This window comes from Cutibacterium nasicola, from assembly GCF_051303185.1.
Lineage (GTDB): Bacteria > Actinomycetota > Actinomycetes > Propionibacteriales > Propionibacteriaceae > Cutibacterium.
The window spans coordinates 128,485-146,674 of record NZ_JBPPGE010000005.1 but is presented as its reverse complement, the minus strand read 5'-3'; the positions used below and the strand labels follow the sequence as shown (position 1 = coordinate 146,674).

Sequence of the window (18,190 nt, the reverse complement as noted above, 5' to 3'; positions counted from 1 at the left end):
ATGATGGAAAAAGCTCGGTGAATTGTCGGTGACAACCGTTTCTGTCGTCGTATCTACCGTGGCAAGGTGACGCGCGAACGTTGCCTACCACGAGATGGGAATTCTCATGACCACAATGTCCAGACGTGTCCTGGCAGGCCTCTGTGCTCTGTCGTGCGGCGTCGCCATGATCGTCGCGGTCCAGCCAGCCCATGCTGATCCGGTGGCAGCCGGCCACGTCGTCGTCAATGAGGTTTATGGAGGTGGCGGTAACTCCGGTGCCACCTGGACCCATGACTTCGTCGAATTGCTCAACCCCACCTCTGCGGACGTCTCCGTCGAGGGGTGGAAGCTGGAATACCTCACTGCCAAGGGCAAGGTGGCCAACACCTGTAGCCTGGTCGGTACCGTCAAGGCCGGTGGTCACTTCCTGGTCCAGGAGGCCAGGGGAGACGGCGGTAGCAAGCCCCTCCCGACTCCCGACGCCGAGTGCTCGGCATTCATGAGTGCCATCACGGGGTCGGTACGTATCACTGACGCATCTGGTGCTGTCGTTGACCTGGTTGGCTACGGTGCTGCATCGGTGGCCGAGACGAAGGCGGCCCCCGCCCCGTCGAACACCACCTCGATCGAGCGTCGCAACGGCGTCGACACCGACGACAACTCGGCGGACTTCGAGGTCGTAGATCCCACCCCGACGAATTCCGGTTCGGTCCCAGCAGCCACCCCGACTCCGATCCCCACCCCGGACCCGACTGAGACCCCGATTTCCAAGATCCAGGGCAATGGTCCGGTCAGCCCACTGGTCGACAAGGCCGTCACCACGGTGGGCGTCGTCACCGCTGCCTATCCGACCGGCGGATTCAATGGCATCTACATCCAGACCCCAGGATCTGGTGGCACTCCGAAGAGGGCGACGGATGCCTCTGACGGCGTCTTCGTGTACTCGAAGTGGGCTGCCGTCAACATCAAGGTCGGCGACTGCGTGACCGTCAGGGGCACCGTCACGGAGGCCCATGACCTCACCGAGATCGGCGGTAGCACCCGAGTCGATCGCAGGTTCGGTTGCGCCCCGGTCAAGGCCACCGAGCTGACCTCGCTGCCGGCCACCGACGCCGAGCGGGAGGCCTACGAGGGCATGCTCGTCAAGCCCACCAGCGGCTACACCATCACCAACAATTACGGCCTCAACCAGTACGGTCAGATCGGCCTGGCCGACGGCGACAAGCCCCTTTACCAGGGCACCGAGGTTGCCCTTCCGGGAAAGGACGCCGAGGCTGTCGAGGTGGCGAACAAGGCCAGGTACATCACCCTTGATGACGGGGCTTCGTGGAACTTCATGACCAACGCCGACGCCAAGAACTCGCCGCTGCCGTACCTGTCCCAGGACACCCCGATGCGCACCGGCACTCACGTCGACTTCACCTCGCCGGTCATCATGGACCAGCGGTTCGGCTGGAACTTCCAGCCCACCGGTCAGGTCGTCGGTGCGGCCTCCACACTGTCGCCGATCAAGGTCGGTAACAACCGCCCGGCCAGCCCACCGGCCGTGGCTGGCAGCGTCAAGCTGGCCAGCTTCAACGTGCTGAGCTACTTCACCGATCTGGGCCAGGACGAGCCGAACTGCAAGGCCTATCTCGACCGTGACGGCAACCCGGTCTCGGCCAACTACTGCCTGGTCCGTGGCGCCTACACGCCGAAGGCCCTTGCCGACCAGCAGGCCAAGATCGTCACAGCGATCAACGGTCTGGGTGCCGACGTCGTCTCTCTCGAGGAGGTCGAGAACTCCGCCCAGATCACCTGGCATTCGAGCCAGCCCCGTGACGCTTCCTTGGCCACTCTTGTTGACGCCCTCAACAAGGCCACCGGCAAGAAGGTGTGGGCCTACGTTCCCAGCCCGAGTGTCGTTCCCCCGAACGAGGACGTCATTCGCTCGGCCTTCATCTACAAGGTCGGCAAGGTCGCCCCGGTGGGTGCCTCGCAGATCTTGGCCGACCCGGCCTTCGCCAATGCCCGCCAGCCGCTTGCCCAGCGCTTCCAGCCGGAGGGTTCCAAGCGCACCTTCGTGGCGGTCGTCAATCACTTCAAGTCCAAGGGTTCTGGTGAGGATGACCGCACCGGGCAGGGCAAGTCGAACCCCAGCCGCGTCTCCCAGGCCAAGGCCCTGACGGGTTGGGTGAACACGACTTTCAGGGACGACCCGGTCTTCATGCTCGGTGATTTCAATGCCTACGCCATGGAGGACCCGATCCGCGCCATCAAGGACGCCGGATTCAGTGAGGTTGTCGAGGAGCGCGACCCCGGTGCCGCCAGTTATCAGTACTCGGGTCGCGTGGGCTCCCTGGACCACATCTTCGCCAATGCCAAGGCCCACGAGTTGGTCTCTGGAGCCGGAATCTGGGACATCAATGGATCTGAGTCGGTGGCCATGCAGTACTCGCGTCGCAACTACAACGTGACCGACTTCTACACCACCAGCCAGTTCGGTGCCTCGGACCACTCCCCGGCACTCGTCGGCTTCTCGATGCAGGTTCCGGCCCCGGCGCCGACCGTGGCGCCGACTCCGTCGGCCAGCACCCCGACCCCGGCCACTGCTTCTAGCACGACGGTCGCTCCTGCCCCCGGACACGTGCCGGGAACCCGTCCCGGTCTGCCTCGCACCGGAGTCTGACGAATCCTCGCGGCACCCGCCCCGTCACCACGACAGGGCGGGTGCTCGCTGTCAGCGTCACCACACTGAGGAAAGTAGGTGACACAATGGGAATGACAATCCGCGATTTCAGGAGTGACACGTCAATGACCGTGAACCTGGGCATGCCCACCCCTCCCGTCCCGACCCTGGCGCCGCGCCGTAAGACGCGCCAGATCACGGTGGGAGATGTGCTTGTCGGTGGTGACGCACCCATTTCGGTGCAGTCCATGACCACGACAAAGACTCATGACGTCGGTGCCACCTTGCAGCAGATCGCGGCGCTGACCGCTGCTGGCTGTGACATCGTGCGGGTCGCATGTCCCACTGACAAGGACGCGGACGCTCTGCCGATCATCGCTCAACAGTCACACGTCCCGGTGATCGCTGATATTCACTTCCAGCCGAAGTACGTCTTTCAGGCAATCGAGGCCGGCTGTGGTGCAGTGCGAGTCAATCCCGGCAATATCCGCAAGTTTGACGACCAGATTGAGTCGATCTGCAAGGCTGCCACCGAGCACGGTACGAGTATCCGCATCGGTGTCAACGCCGGCTCTCTCGACAAGCGTCTGCTCGAGAAGTACGGTGCACCGACTGCTGAGGCTATGGTGGAATCAGCGCTGTGGGAGGCGAGTCTCTTTGAGCAGTACGGATTCCGGGATTTCAAGATTTCGGTGAAGCACCACGACCCGGTTGTCATGATCCAGGCCTATGAACAGCTCGCGGCGCAGTGCGACTACCCGCTCCATCTCGGTGTGACTGAGGCCGGCCCGGCTTTCCAAGGCACCATCAAGTCGTCGGTGGCCTTCGGACACCTCCTCGCTGAGGGCATCGGCGACACCATTCGCGTCTCCCTGTCGGCTGATCCGGTCGAGGAGGTCAAGGTCGGCATCAAGATCTTGGAGTCGCTGAATCTGCGTCCCCGCGGTCTGGAAATCGTCTCCTGCCCCTCATGTGGGCGGTGCCAGGTGGATGTTCTCTCACTGGCCAACGATGTGACCGATGCTCTGGAGGGGATTGACGCCCCGCTACGTGTGGCAGTCATGGGCTGCGTGGTCAACGGCCTTGGGGAAGGCCGTGAAGCTGACCTGGGTGTGGCTGCCGGTAATGGCAAGGGAAAGATCTTCAAGCACGGCGAGGTCGTTCGTACTGTTGCCGAGAATGAGGTCGTTGCCACCCTCGTTGACGAGGCGAATCGGATGGCTGACAACATGAATGAGACCGGGGAACCGGAAGTCGCGGTTTCCTGACGTGTTCACCAGGGTCAGGGTCCTTGACGACACCGACGTGGCCCAGGTCACCGAATTTCTCCAACAGGACCCAGTGGGAAATCTGTTTCTGCTGTCACGAATCCAGGCCAATGGCCTGGACCGCGGCAGGCTCGGATGCCCCGTCGTCGGTGTCGTCCGGTCCCGTGAATTGCACGGGGTGCTTCATCTTGGTGCCAACGTCGTACCGGTGGCATCAGACGACGTAACGATCGAGGCATTGGCCTCCAAGGTCGGGCCGTGGCGCGCGTCGTCGTCAATGATGGGACGGGCAGAACCAGTCCTGGCGTTGCACCACATTCTGTCTGAGCGGTATCCGCGGGCATGGGGAAGTCCTCGTGAGTTACGAGCGCACCAGCCGTTGTTGGAGTTGCAGGAACCGTCACGTGTCGCTCCGGATCCCCGTGTCACGGCTGCGACGATGGAGCATTTCCAGGCCTATTTTCAAGCCGCGGTGGCGATGTACACCGAGGAAGTTGGTGTCAGTCCCATCGAGCCGTCTGGTGGTTATATGCGCCACATGCGCATCCTCGTGCAGCGGAGCCATTGCTTCGCCATCATTGACGAGGACGGAACAGTGCGATGGAAATCCGACATTGGCGTCGTGTGGGATCGCTACTGCCAAGTTCAGGGGGTCTGGATGGATCCAGCATGGCGCGGTCAAGGATTGGCCGATGCTGCGATGACGGCCGTGGCAGATCTGTGCCAGCGACGCTACGAGTCGGTGTCCCTCTACGTCAATGACTTCAACACCCGAGCTCTGGCGATGTACGACACCGTTGGGTTCCGTCAGGTGGGAGAAATGGCCACCGTGCTCTACTGACGGCCCGCTGCGACCAGGGCGTAAAGGCGGATGAACAGGGTCAGCGCTCATGTCGGTGACCTTGCCCCGCGTCGCAGACACCAAGTGAACGCTCTCAACAGCGGGGCCTTCGACCCAGTGATGCCCCAGATCTTGAATTGTCGACAGTGATGTGTTTTCCGAAGACCGTCGGCTCTGATTCCGTGGAACTCCACGGTGCTCCAACAGACCAATCGGAGGTGCCCCTGCCCGCGGAGTGATCGGCATCCACATGGTGAGCGGTGTACGGCAGGGAATGGGATGGGGTGGGAGCAGGGGCGCCTCAGGCGACCCGGCGCCGCATCCCCCCAAGCAGCCCGCGCGGCGCGAGGACCCAGCACAGGAGGAACACCGCCGTCGCAACAAGGACGATCGTCCCGCCGGCCGGAAGGTCAATCGACCACGACAGGTACAGGCCTACCAGAGCGCTGAGGCCGCCGATCACCGGCGCCAGGACCATCATTCGCCCCAGCCGATCGGTGAACAGGCGGGCGGTGGCGGCCGGGGTCACCAGCAGGGCCAGGACGAGGACGTTACCGATGACCTGCACCGAAATGACGACGGTCATCGTCACCAGCACGTAGAGCAGCAGGTCGAGGGCGAAGACCGGAAGGTTGGAGGCCCGCGCAGTCTCCCGATCCAGACCGACGGTCACCAGCTCCTTGTGGACGGCGCGTTCCAGGAGCAGCACAATGGCCCCGGCCACGCACACGACGACGATGTCGTCGTTGGTGATACCCGTGATGGATCCGAAGAGGAACTGTTGCAGGGAACCCGAGTACCCAGGAGCTCTGGAGATGATGACGATTCCCAACGCGAAGGCCCCCGCAAAGAGGATTCCGATGACGGAGTCCTCCTTGAGGCGTCGGTTCTGGGAGACGATGGCCACCAGGACGGCAGTGACGAGACCGGCCACAGCACCACCGACGAGCAGCGACCCCTGGAGCAGGAAGGCCACCGCCAAACCGGGGAAGACCGAGTGGGCCACTGCGTCGCCGATGAATGCCATGCCTCTCAGCACGACATGGGAACCGATGACGCCGGCAACCATCGAGCAGACCACGGCAACGAGCAAGGCCTTCGGCAGGAAGACCAGCAGGGGATTGGTGAGATCAGTGAAGAACTCCCATGGAGTGAGCATTGATGGTTCCTTGTCAGACGGGGGTGTGGACGGGTTCAGCAGCCCCGACCATGGTCAGCAGCGGGGAGTTCGCGGTGACCCCGAAGGCCTTCATCCACATCGCCGGATCACGCAGTTCCTCCGGGGTGGAGTCGGCGATGACGGTGCGGTTGATGAGGCACACCCGGTCAGCGGTGGCCATGGCCTGGGCGAGGTCGTGGGTCGTCATGACCAGTGTGGTGCCGTCGGCCGCCAAGCGGCAGAACAGCTCGGTGAGCATCTCCTGAGTCGGCATGTCGACCCCGGTGAACGGCTCGTCCAGAAGCAGCACGGAGGGACGCGTGGCCAGGGCTCGGGCAATGAGAACACGCTGACGCTGACCGCCGGAGAGTTCTCCCACGGTGCGATCTGCCAAGTCCGCCATGTCGGCGATCCGCAGGGCGTCGCGCACCGCGATGTGGTCATCCTTGCCAGGACGACGTAGCCACCCGATGTGGCGGGTTCGTCCGCTCATGACGACGTCGGCGACGCTGATGGGGAAGTCCCAGGCGAATTCGTGACGCTGGGGGACGTAACCGATGTGACGCCATCCCTTGCCGGGAGCGGACCCAGCGACCTCAACACTGCCCTTGGCTGGTTTCACCAAGCCGAGCATGCTGCGCAGAATGGTCGTCTTGCCGGCGCCGTTGGGGCCCAGGAGTGCCAGCAGGTCACCCCTGCTGGCTGACAGGTTGACGTCGTGGAGCACGCGGAGGCCGCCCAGGTTGACGGCCATGTCAGTGATCTTGATGGATCCGAGGTCACTCATGCGAACTCGTTCCACTGTCGGAGGTCTTGGCCGATGTTGCGTCGGTGCCCTCGTCCTTCCACACCTCGTCATGCATCTTCCTGGACTTCGAGCGTCCCACCAGAGCAGCGATGATGGGGGCGATGATGACGACTCCGGCGATGATCGCGATGATCATTCCCCACGGGGTGTCATGGTCGGAATCATCAGTGGAGTTGGTGGCAGCTGTTGGCGGGGAGGCCTTCGCAGGGGCCGAGGCAGCGGCGGAGCTGCTCGTCGAGGCCATGCCGGACGCCGAGGAATCCGATGCCGCGGAAGCCGGGGAGGACGCCGAGGCAGAGGCACCCATGGTTCGAGCCTCGTCGGCCGAACCCTTGTCACCGACGACGAACCTCAGCTTGGTCGAGTAGGAGTGCTTGGCGCCCTTGGCGTCGGTGCCGCGGACATCGACGGAGATGGTCTGCGCTCCCGGATCGGAGAACACCCAGTTGGCGTGCACATGGGTGTTGGTCTCCATGTGCACCAACTGCTCTCCGGACTTGGTGGAGTCATACAGCGGTGTCGGGGCGTCGAAACCGTTCTCGATGAACATGTGGGCCTGACCTGGGCCCTCGTGCCCGGTGAAGACGAGTTCGGCGCCACGAGGGAAGTTCTTGACGATCTCCGGGGCCTGGGTGTTCCAACCGAGCCACACGATCTTCTGGTCCTGGGTCTGCGGAATGACATATGCCTTCTTGCCACGCATGTCGCCGAGGAAGGAGTAGGCCTCGTCGTTCGGCACGTCGATACGGGACGCATCGACCACGCGTAGCACGGCGTCATCGGTGTTGCGCCACACCGGCGGGTTGGCGGTGTCGTCGCGGGCCATGAGGGTGAACTTGCCGTCAACGATGCGAGGGCCGACATCGACGTGTCCTCGCCTGATCTCGGCGGGTTCCTTGGCCACCTTCTCGTTGTCTGTCACCGTCTGCTTGAGGGCAGGATCTGGTGGCGGGGTAGGGGAGGCATGGGCTGGCTGCGAGAGTGCGAAACCAGTACTGAGCGCGATGAACATGGCAGACAGGGATGCCAACCGACGGTGTTTCGTAATCATGGATTCCTCCGCAGGAGCCTCATCCCAGGCACTTGGCCAGGGAGTCGGCGTCGAATTTCATGAGGTCGATGTAGTTCGTGACTCGGTCGTCGAAGGTGTCGCCGTAAATGGGGCACACCTGGACACCGTTCTCGGCGGCAATGGCCGCGAGCACTGAGGAGCCACGCAGCACATTGGGTTCCAGGAACACGGCCGGCACCTTGAGGTCGGCGATGGTCTGGTTGAGTTTGCGGCGTTGTGCCATGGACGGCTCGACACCGGGATTGGCGGTCACGAATCCGGCCACGTGCATGCCGTGGGCTTGGGCGAGGTAGCCGTAGGCATCGTGGCTCGTGATGAGCTGACGCCGTCCCTTGGGAATGTTGGCGATCTTGCGATCGACGTAGTGCGAGGTCTCTTCCAGCCTCGCCAGGTATGTCTTGGCGTTCTCTCGGTAGGGCTGGGCGCCGTCGGGGTCGGCCTTGATGAGAGCGTCACGGATGACCTGCACGTAGGCCTTGGTGTTCTTGATGCTCATCCACAGATGGGGGTCGATCTCACCATGAACGTGCGCGCCGAGAACGGCCTGGGGCAGCTGGTGGATCGAGTCGCCAGGGTGGCCCAGGAATCGGAACGCCGGAGTCGGTGGGATTTCGGTGAGTGCCTTCGGGGGCACCCACACCACAGACTTGTCGGGGCTGAGACGCTTCTGGGTGCGGACGCCACCGCCAGTTGGATCGGACAGGATGATCATCTTGCCCTCGTCGATGTCAGCGGAGAGGTCCGCGTGGCCCTTGTCGACGACCGTCCGATTGGCGAGTTCGGGGATCGTGCGTGGATCAGCTCCGACGGCAATCGTCAGGGTCTGGGTGCCGATGGGGGTGTCTCCCTTGGCCGTGGACAGGGTGGCCGCGAAGGTCGCCTTGTAGATGCCAGGCTTGCTGAACGCCCACGACATGTGGGTGTGGGCGTCAGCGGGAAGCTCGACGTCATCACGCTCGTCGACGCCGTCAGTCGTCGAGTAGTAGATCTGCGGACGACCAAAGGTGCCGGTGATGTAGGCGGTGAGATCGCCAGGACCGTCGACGGATTTCAATTGGAGATGGACCGAGGACGAACGGTCGGCCCCTCGAGCAGTGCCCTTGCCGATGACCCGCAGGCCCAGCCAGACGGTGTCCAGGTTGGCATTCTCGACGAGCGGGATGACCTCAGCGCCATACTTCTGTGCCTCCTCAGCCAGAGAGACATTGATCGATCCGGCAGGCAGGGAGGCGTCGATGGTCTTGATGACCGAATGGGGCTCGAGCATGAGGTAGTTCGACAGCGCGACCTTCGAGTACACGACGGTCCGGACATCACGCAGCGACGGCTCGTAGGTGTGGGGGTCGGCGCCGGAGGGCACCATCGAGGTGACGGTGGCACGATCGCCGGCGACGTTGCGCGTCAGGTCAGCGAGGATGGGCGTGGTCGTCACCACGGAAAGCTTGTCGTTCTGGGAAGCGGGCGCGTGGCCGCACCCAGCCAGAAGGCTGAGTGCAGCCACGACGCACACCAGGCGTTTTCTCACCCGCGTCGTCTCCTCGCCACGAGGAGAGCGCCGGTCAGACCGATAACCGCGAGGGCTCCGGCCACCAGACCCTGGTTGGTCTGGGAGGCGATACCGGAATCGCCGAAGGTGCCGTTCTCACCGGAGCGTGGCAGCCCGTTGAGATCGCAGGGCTTGCCATCGGGGGTGCGGCCCACGATGGTGTAAGCCGGCTCGGTGTTCTGGTCGGCGCCGGTGGAGGCCGACACCTTGCCGATGGAGGCGGCGACCGACTTGGCATCGATACCCACTGCGAAGTGGAGGGTGCCGGTGGCGCTGACCTTCTTGCCGGCCTTGGTGGTGGCCGTCTGAGTGACGGTCACGGCGTAGTGGCCGGGGGCGGTGAACACCCAGTTCGGGTGAGCATGGGTGTTGGCCGGGACGGTGTAGCTGGTGGGTCCGCCGACGTTGTCGAAGACCCGCTGGCCCACTCCACCACCGAAGGTGCCGGACATGAACACGGCCATCTTGCCGGGGCCGCTGACCTTGTCCAGGTGCATCTGGACCGGGCCGGTGGTGCCGCTGACGATTGACTCGTGCATGGTGTTGACGCCGAGCCACGGCACGCCGGGAACCTGGGTCGCACCGATGAGCCACACCTTGCTGCCGCCCTTGGCGATGAACTCCATGCCGGCCGGAGCCGTGGTGTTGGCCTTGTCACCGACAGCCATCACGATGCTCGACGGCACAACCCACTTCGCCGGGGCGGAGCGGTCGTCCTTGAGAGCGGAGATGAACTTGCCGGACTGCAGCTGGACGCCCCAGTCGAAGTGACCCTCGGTGGCGATGGACGCAGGATGGGTGGCAGACTGAGCCGTCTTCTTCACGGCAGCGGCAGCCTTGGTGGGGATCTTCACCGGACGGCAGATCTCCTTCCGGGCGGAGGGGCCGCTGGTGGTAGTTCCCTCGGTCGATCCGTTCGGGTCGGAGTTTCCGCCAACCTCGTTGGTCGGCGTGTTGCCGACAACACCGAGATCATCGAAGGGCTTGTCGGAACCGCCCTTGGTGCTGTTCTTGCCGGGAACCGGGGTGCCGCCCTTGCCGCCGTCACTGGTGGGGCAGGTGCTGGCGGCGGCGATGGCCTTGGAACCGACCACCCAGGTGTAGGTGTGGGTTCCGGTGCTGACGGTCTTGCCATTGCGAACAGCGGTGGCGTCGACCGTCATCTCGTAGCGGCCTGGCTTGGTGAACACCCAGTTGGCGTGCACATGCGAGGGCTCCTTGACGGTGATGGTGCCCGGCAGGGTGGTGGAGCCGCCGTCGAGCAGGGTCTTGGTGCCCGCGAACGAGTTTTGCGTGAACAGATGCACCTTGCCCGGGCCCTTGACGTCACGGACGTTGATCTTCACCTCGCTGAAGCCATTGCGCTTGACGTCGAAGGTCTCCCATCCCGGCCACAGCAGATCCTGGTTCTGTGTGATGGGCAACAGGTAGCCCTTGGGGGCGCCTGGGTATCCGCTCGGGATGGTGGTCAGGGCAGAGTCCTTGACGGCCAACAGGACATTCTTCGGGGTGTGAAGCACACCTTCGCCGGTCACGTCCTCCTTGACCTGCAGGTCGAGACCGTTCTTGGCAGCCGAGCCGACGCGGAAGACGTCGGAGTGACCGTGGTCAAGAACGAGCTTCTGGTGGCAGGGCTTCTTGCCATTGCTCGGCTTGGAAGCTGGCTTGCGGGCCGGCTTCCGAGTCGGGGTGGCCGGGGAGTTCGGAGTCACCGACGGCTTCGGGGCGACCGAGGGCTTGGAGGCCGGGGGTGGCGTCACTGACGGCGTGGGAGTCGGTTTGCCCCACGGGGCGGGCAGCTCGGTCTTGTCGCCGACGACCCAGGTGTAGGTGTGCGGCTTGCTCCGGAACGCCTTGCCATCCTTCTCGGCGCTGGCCTGGACGGTCATGGTGTACACGCCCGGCCTGCTGAACACCCAGTTGGCGTGCTCGTGGGTCGGCTGCTTGACGGTGATGGTGCCCGGCAGGGTGGTGGAGTCACCGTCGAGCAGGGAACGCACGTCACCGAGGGTGCCCTGGGAGAACAGATTGACAGTTCCGGGGCCCTTGACGTCGTTGACGTTGATCTTCACAGTGGTGAAGCCGTTGCGTTTGACGTCGAAGGTTTCCCAGCCCGGCCACAGCAGCCCGGACTTCTGGGTCAGCGGCAGCACGTAGCCCTTGGGGGCACCGGGCAGCCCGGAGGGGATGTCGGTCAGCGCGGAGTCCCGCACCTTGAGCAGCACGTTCTCCGGTTCGCGGAGCACACCCTCACCGGTGACGTCCTCCTTGAGCTTGAGGTCGATACCGCCGTCAGCTGAGGATCCGACTCGGAAGGCATCCAGGTGTCCGCGATCGAGCACGACGTTGTTGCTATCGGTGTGGGAGTTGTCGGGAACTGGATCAGGTTTCGGGGCGGGGTCGGCCGGCCTTCCCCGGTCGGGGGCCGACGTGCCGTTCAGCACCTCTCCCTTGCCCTGGCAGGCGTTGGCCACCGCGGCGTCACCGACGGCGTACTGCATCGTGAACGGGACGTAGCGATGCTGTTTCCGGCCGTTGGCGTCGGCCTTGCCGTGCACGGTGTAGTAGCCGCTGATCCGGTAGAACCCCGGCTTGGAGAACCACATCTCCATGGGGGTCTTCTCGGCCTTGTTGACGCGCATCACGGTGCGCAGGCTCGACTCGCTGGACGACAGGACGGTCCGGGTCTGGCCATCGGTGGTGTCGACGACGGACACCTGGCCACCCTGCGGCCCTTCGATCGGGTCCCACGTGATGTCGGCCTCGTAGAGGTTCACAAAATCGGTGCCGGTGGTGTCGAGCACCTGGTTCGGCTGGCCGTTCTGCGCGGAGGTGGGGATGCGATGGAACTGCGATCCAGCGGCGAAGGAGCTGTTGAACTCGTCGGTCCCGGCCTGCGGGGCAGCTGCCTTCAGGGAGTCGGGCACGTTGATGACGCCAGCCTCCCCTCCGATCTGCTTGCCGGAGTCGCCCGAGATGACGCTCATCTTCGGGCGAGCGGGCTTCTGCGGGTCATCGGACTTCCAACTGGCCTGCCAGTCTGCCTTCAGGGTGACGGGGCCACTGGCATGGTGCAGGCACCCTGCCGTGTTCGCGGTGGGGTTGAAGGCCAGCGGATCGTCGGATCGGGTGTCCTGGCCCTTGGCGATGGGGAACTGCTCGGCCGGGGTGGTGATCTCGTGGGCAGGCTGCGTGGAGCCCTTGTCGAGGCCCACCTGCTCGTCGGAACCGACCAACCACGAGACGACGGTGGGGTCGGACTCGATGGTCTTCCCGTCGCGAGTCTCCACGGCTGCCTGCCACGTGAGGTTGTAGCGGCCAGGTTGGGAGAAGGTCCAACTGGTGTGGGTGTGGCTGCCGGGGTGCACGACCTGCCGACGGTGATCGGTGCCAGTCGAGGAGAACAGGTGTGAGACGCCGAGGGGATTGACGGTGAAGGCGTTGAACTCGCCGGGGCCGTCGACGTCGACCAGGTTCAGGTGTAGCGTCTCAGGTTTGATGCGATCCATGAGTTCGTCGGGGAAGCTGTGACCGGCGCCAAATGCGGCTGCCACCGGGGCCCACTTGTCGCTCTCCCTCTGCGGGGCGGTCCACACGATGTCGCCGGGCTCACCGAGGAAACTGAATCGGGGGTCGTCGGGAATCTTGAGGCGAGACGTCTCCTGGCCGTTCGCGTCGGCGTCCGGCCCGAGGCGGATGTAGACGTCCTTGGCCTCCTTGAGCTCACTCTCGTTCCACAGGATCTTGATGGTTGGTCTGCCGCTCGCCTGGTCCCACTCCACGTGGGCGACGTCGGCGTGGCCATTGTGCAGGAGCTCGCGATCCGGTGCTGACGCGTTCGCCAGTGACGGGTTGACCGTCAGGAACGTCAGCAGGATGGCGAGGAGCGATGCTAACCGTTTCACGGTGGCCTCCATTGTCTTCTTGTGATTCACGGCTGACTATATAATGGGAACAGTTCTCAGTTCAATGGGGGGGTAGGTGCCCCGCTGTGGTGATGGGTCATGGTTCGGCGGTGCGCGGCGTGAGGAGTGCGGGCCACCCCCGTGAATGGCCACGCCCCGCTGTTGTGGTGGGTCGGGGTCTGACGATGCGAATCGGCCCCACGGGGTGCGCCGGATGGCGCTTGCAGCGGATTGGTCAGAGTCGATCCACACGTCGGGTGCGACCTCCTGAGAGTCCGGCTACAGGTAGACAGTGCGTTGGCGAAATCGGCCACCGTCCTTCTTGCCACTAGGATTCAACGTGGTCGTGGCCGGTCACGTCGAAGGGCGGCGGAGGGTCGAGCGCGGCCGGGAAGGTACACGTCGTGTTGACGCGCATGTCACAGCTCTTCGTCCGAACCCTGCGAGAGGATCCGGCCGACGCCGAGGTCCCCAGCCATCGTTGGCTGGTGCGGGCCGGGTACATCCGTCGGGTTGCTCCCGGCATCTACTCATGGCTGCCACTGGGTCTCCGGGTGATGCGCAAGATCGAGGCCATCTGCCACGAGGAGATGGCTGGAATTGGAGCTCAGGAGGTGTGCTTCCCCGCACTCCTCGCCTCCGATCCTTACAAGGAGACTGGTCGCTGGGTTGAGTACGGCGACAACCTCTTCCGTCTCAAGGATCGCAAGGGGGTGGAGATGTTGCTGGGCCCGACCCACGAGGAGATGTTCACCCTCATGGTCAAGGACCTGTACTCCTCGTACAAGGATCTGCCACTGTGTCTCTACCAGATCCAGAACAAGTACCGAGACGAGGCTCGTCCGCGCGCTGGCATCCTGCGTGGCCGCGAGTTCGTCATGATGGACGCTTACTCCTTCGACGTCGCCCCGGCGGGTCTCGACGAGGCCTACCAGGCCCAGCGCGACGCCTACATCCGCATCTTCAACCGTCTCGGCCTCGACTATGCCATCGTCAAAGCGATGTCCGGTCCGATGGGTGGTTCTCGCTCCGAGGAGTTCCTGGCCATAGCTGACAATGGTGAGGACACCTTCGTGCGTTCTCCCGGTGGCTATGCAGCCAATGTCGAGGCGGTTCGGATGACTGCCCCGGACCCGCTGCCGATCGAGGGGCTGCCGGATGCGGAGGTCGTCGACACCCCCGAGGTTCCCACCATCGAGTCCCTGGTTCGGATGGCCAACGAGGTGCGTCCTCGCGAGGATCGTCCTTGGACCGGGGCTGACACCCTCAAGAACGTCGTCTTCATGGTGACCCATCCTGACGGCAAGCGTGAGCCGCTGGCCATCGGTCTGCCAGGAAATCGCGAGGTCGACGAGAAGCGGCTCGAGGCCGCACTCGAGCCGGCCGTGGCTGAGCCCTTCACGGAAGAGGACTTCGCTGCCAACCCACAGTTGGTCAAGGGGTACATCGGCCCGGGATCCCTGGGCGAGGAGAACTCCTCGAAGGTGCGCTATCTCGTCGATCCCCGTGTCGTCACCGGCACGTCCTGGATCACCGGCGCCGACCAGACGGATCGTCACGTCTTCAACATGGTGGCAGGACGAGACTTCACCCCCGATGGAGTCATCGACGTCGCCGAGATCCGCGAGGGCGATCCCGCTCCCGACGGCAGTGGTGAGCTGCACCTGTCCCGCGGTATCGAGATTGGCCATATTTTCCAGCTCGGCAAGAAGTACGCCGACGCCCTGGGTCTCAAGGTGCTCGACCAGAATGGCAAGCTCGTGACCGTCACCATGGGTTCCTATGGTCTGGGTGTTTCGCGCGCGGTGGCCGCCATCGCCGAGAGCACCTGTGACGACAAGGGGCTGGCCTGGCCTCGCGAGGTCGCTCCCTTTGACGTCCAGGTGCTCGCCACCGGCAAGGGCTCGGAGATCCTCGAGGAGGCGACCAGGATTGCCAGTGAGTTGGCCGAGGCCGGACTCGAGGTGCTCCTGGACGACCGCAAGGCGTCCCCAGGCGTGAAGTTTGCCGACAGTGAGATCCTCGGTATGCCGACCTCGGTCGTCGTTGGCCGGGGGCTTAAAGATGGCCTGGTCGAAGTGCGCGACCGTGCCACGGGTGAGAACCGTCAGGTTGGAGTAGCCGAGGCTGTGCGCGCCGTCCTCAAGAAGGTGCACGGGTGAAAGCCGAAGTGGTGGCTCACGTTTGATCGACCAACATCTGTACGTTACTGAATGGTCGCCAACTGTTCTCGAAATCTGGCGCGGAAATGACCCAACAAAAGCCTGACAATGGTGTTCGTAAGTCAGGCTGAAAGACCCCTCGACCTTGCGAAAGGTGAACGATGCCGGAGAACGAAGACGAGTTGACCAGAAATGACGACAAGGCGGCCAGAAATACGCTGGGACGGCGGACGTTTCTTGGTGGTATGACCCTGGTCGCCGCTGCGGCGGTGACTGGCACCACCCCAGCGTTGGCCCATGCCTCGAAGCGTCTCCATTCCACGTCCGGCACCACCCTTGAACAGGTGGGTCTGCGGGATCCGGGCAGCGGCTACCGCAGGATCAAGGCACAGCGCGGTTACCCGCTCGTCGTCCGTGAGGAACTCGCTAGGGGCAAGAGCGGACGCGACGACCGCCGCGATGGCTTGGCGTCCTTCGTTCAGGTGACCGACCTGCACGTGACCGACGTACAGTCACCGATGAGGGTCGAATTCCTGCATCCGCTGGCTGGCCCGGCCTTCCGCCCGCAGGAGGCCTTGGGTCCACTTGCCACGGCCTCCCTGGTGCGTCGCGTCAATTCCCTCCGGGGCGGTCCGGCCACCGGACGGGCTTTCGACGCCCTCGTCAGTACTGGTGACAACACCGATAATCACGAACACGTGGAACTCGACTGGTATCTCACGTTGTTGGCCGGTGGCACGATCGTCCCGAATACTGGTGCTCGTGATCGCTGGGAGAGTGTGCAAACCTTCGGGGATCCGCTGTTTTACAATCCTGAAGCGCATCACGGCGACATGTACAAACGTGCCGGCTTTCCCCAGGTCGACGGCTACTTCCGTCGCGTCATGGCCCCGGTGTCGTCCGCGGGTGTGAAGATCCCGTGGTACGCGGTGTTCGGAAACCACGACGACTCAGTCCAAGGCACGCTGCCTGCTGATTGGGAGTTTCTGAAGGCGATGTACACCAGCGATCGAAAGATCACTGGTTTCGCCAGTGACAGGGACGCCAAGGCGTACGTTCAGGCTGCCCAAGGCGGCGGACCGGTCGCGCTGTCCAATGATGCCGTCTCGCTGACTCGGCGGGTCACTGCGGATGAGCGGCGCGTGCCCTTCACTCCTTTTGAGTTCATCAAGGCTCACTTGCGTGAGGATGTTGATGGTGCAGGTCCGCATGGTCACGGTTTCAGCGAAAATGACCTCAACGCGGTACGCGGTTATTACACCTTCCCGATCGCAGAAGGCGTGACCGGTATCAGCCTGGACTCCACCAACCGGGCCGGATACACCAATGGTTCCATCGACGACCGTCAGTGGACGTGGCTTGAATCCGTGCTGCGTGCCGGTAGCAGCGTGTACTACGACGATCTGGGTGTGCGGCAGCATCACGAGGCCAGCGACACCATGTTCGTCCTTTTCAGCCATCATGACTCGAAGACGATGAACAACCCCGTCCTCCCCGGTGACGGCACTGGTATTCGTCATCTCGGCCCTGAACTGGTCTCCCTGCTGTCGCACTACCCGAATGTGGTCGCGTGGGTCAACGGTCATGTGCATGCCAACAACATCACCGCTCACCGGCACGCTCTCGACGCCCGCCGTAGCTGGTGGGAGATCAACACGGCGTCGCATGTCGACTTTCCCCAGATGGCCCGTGTCATCGAGCTTGCTGACAATCACGATGGCACCGTGAGCATCTTCACGACCTTGATCGAGTCCAATGCCCCTTATCAGGCCGACTATGACACCACGGACCCGGATGGTCTGGCCAGTCTGTACCGAGAGTTTGGCGCGAACGACATCCATACGATGGCACGTAGGCTTGGTACATCGGTCGATCACAACACGGAGTTGCTACTGGCACATCCGTGGGCCTGAGGCATTTCCGGACCGAGAACATGTCGGGCCCCGCCCTTTTCAGGAGGCGGGGCCCCTAAGTGTTGGTGTCATACGGAAGGTTGACACGTGACGTCGTGGGTCTTTGCTGGTCTTGTCCTCGCCGCCTTCATGGCAGGGTGGGTCAACGCCGTCGTGGGTGGGGGCGGACTCATCATGCTGCCGTCCTTGTTGGTTGGTTTGCCGACCGAGACGCCGGTGGCGACGATCGTCGGGACGAATAAGACGGCCCAAGTCGTCGGGAACCTCACCGCTGGAGTGGGGTACTTGCGCAAGCAGCGCCCGGACTGGCGGATGTTCCTCTCAGCGGCCGGCATGGCCGTCATCGGCGCGGTGATCGGTGCTCGGATCGTCACTTACATGTCCCGAGCGGTCTACACTCCCATCCTGCTCATCGTCCTCGTGGTCATAGGGATCTACACCTGGAGACGACCAGCCCTGGGCGTGAGCTCGCACGGAGAGGGCGGGAAACACCCCGTTCTGGTTCCGATCATCGGCCTCTTCCTGGGGTGTTACGACGGAGCCATCGGACCGGGGGTCGGGACTTTCTGGGTACTCACCTATGTCGCTGTGGGTGGCTATTCCTTCCTCAAGGCGTCCGGGATGGCGAAGATCTGCAACGCGGTGACGAACCTCGTCACGATCACGACGTTGGCCATTCACGGTCATGTCTGGTGGCATGTCGCCTGGCCGCTCGTCATCGCCAACGTCATGGGTGGGTTGATCGGCACCCGGACGGCCATGAGGTATGGCAATGGTTTCGTCCGGACGATGTTCCTCATCATCACCAGCGTGCTGGCAGTACGGATGCTGGTTCAGCTGATCTGGGGAATCTGAGTCGTGTTGCC

Annotated in this window: 11 protein-coding genes; 6 read left to right on the top strand and 5 right to left on the bottom strand. The window is 63.6% G+C overall.

The genetic code is table 11. The features are described from left to right. Positions 1-115 precede the first annotated feature (115 nt). From ACSJJT_RS09620 to ACSJJT_RS09610, 3 genes are all read left to right on the top strand, one after another. Positions 116-2,650 (top strand): ExeM/NucH family extracellular endonuclease, encoded by a 2,535-nt coding sequence (locus ACSJJT_RS09620; RefSeq protein WP_435918084.1) that lies wholly within the window; start codon positions 116-118, stop codon positions 2,648-2,650. Between the two features lie 86 nt (positions 2,651-2,736). Continuing rightward, the gene (ispG, locus tag ACSJJT_RS09615) at positions 2,737-3,918 is read left to right on the top strand and encodes a flavodoxin-dependent (E)-4-hydroxy-3-methylbut-2-enyl-diphosphate synthase (RefSeq protein WP_435918083.1); all 1,182 of its coding nucleotides are present in this window, start codon (positions 2,737-2,739) and stop codon (positions 3,916-3,918) included. 1 nt (position 3,919) lies between these two features. Continuing rightward, positions 3,920-4,759, top strand: a complete 840-nt coding sequence (locus ACSJJT_RS09610; protein ID WP_435918082.1) for a GNAT family N-acetyltransferase — start codon at positions 3,920-3,922, stop codon at positions 4,757-4,759. A 301-nt stretch (positions 4,760-5,060) separates the two neighbouring features. Here ACSJJT_RS09610 and ACSJJT_RS09605 read toward each other — a convergent pair whose 3' ends face one another. From ACSJJT_RS09605 to ACSJJT_RS09585, 5 genes are read right to left on the bottom strand one after another with little or no spacing between them, the layout of a single operon-like run. Then, the gene (locus tag ACSJJT_RS09605; RefSeq protein ID WP_015582435.1) at positions 5,061-5,918 is read right to left on the bottom strand and encodes an anchored repeat-type ABC transporter permease subunit; all 858 of its coding nucleotides are present in this window, start codon (positions 5,916-5,918) and stop codon (positions 5,061-5,063) included. Positions 5,919-5,931: 13 nt separating this feature from the next. Beyond that, complete coding sequence (locus ACSJJT_RS09600; RefSeq protein ID WP_435918081.1) at positions 5,932-6,705, bottom strand: anchored repeat-type ABC transporter ATP-binding subunit; 774 nt, start codon at positions 6,703-6,705, stop codon at positions 5,932-5,934. Next, entirely contained in the window at positions 6,698-7,777 is a 1,080-nt protein-coding gene (locus tag ACSJJT_RS09595) for a choice-of-anchor M domain-containing protein (RefSeq protein WP_435918080.1), read from the bottom strand. Before ACSJJT_RS09595 ends, ACSJJT_RS09600 begins: the two co-directional genes overlap by 8 nt. 19 nt (positions 7,778-7,796) lie before the next feature. After that, positions 7,797-9,323, bottom strand: coding sequence for an anchored repeat ABC transporter, substrate-binding protein (locus tag ACSJJT_RS09590; protein ID WP_435918079.1), 1,527 nt, complete (start codon positions 9,321-9,323; stop codon positions 7,797-7,799). Further along, positions 9,320-13,279 carry a TIGR03773 family transporter-associated surface protein gene (locus tag ACSJJT_RS09585; RefSeq protein ID WP_435918078.1) on the bottom strand — a complete coding sequence of 1,320 codons (3,960 nt, stop codon included), beginning with the start codon at positions 13,277-13,279 and terminating at the stop codon, positions 9,320-9,322. Before ACSJJT_RS09585 ends, ACSJJT_RS09590 begins: the two co-directional genes overlap by 4 nt. Before the next feature lie 386 nt (positions 13,280-13,665). Here ACSJJT_RS09585 and ACSJJT_RS09580 point away from each other — a divergent pair, with 386 nt between their 5' ends. From ACSJJT_RS09580 to ACSJJT_RS09570, 3 genes are all read left to right on the top strand, one after another. Next, complete coding sequence (locus tag ACSJJT_RS09580) at positions 13,666-15,411, top strand: proline--tRNA ligase (protein WP_435918077.1); 1,746 nt, start codon at positions 13,666-13,668, stop codon at positions 15,409-15,411. A 161-nt stretch (positions 15,412-15,572) separates the two neighbouring features. Beyond that, positions 15,573-17,324: a TIGR03767 family metallophosphoesterase gene (locus tag ACSJJT_RS09575; RefSeq protein WP_435918076.1), complete on the top strand. Its 1,752-nt coding sequence runs from the start codon at positions 15,573-15,575 to the stop codon at positions 17,322-17,324. A gap of 87 nt (positions 17,325-17,411) precedes the next feature. Beyond that, positions 17,412-18,179: a sulfite exporter TauE/SafE family protein gene (locus ACSJJT_RS09570; RefSeq protein ID WP_435918075.1), complete on the top strand. Its 768-nt coding sequence runs from the start codon at positions 17,412-17,414 to the stop codon at positions 18,177-18,179. Positions 18,180-18,190 lie beyond the last annotated feature (11 nt).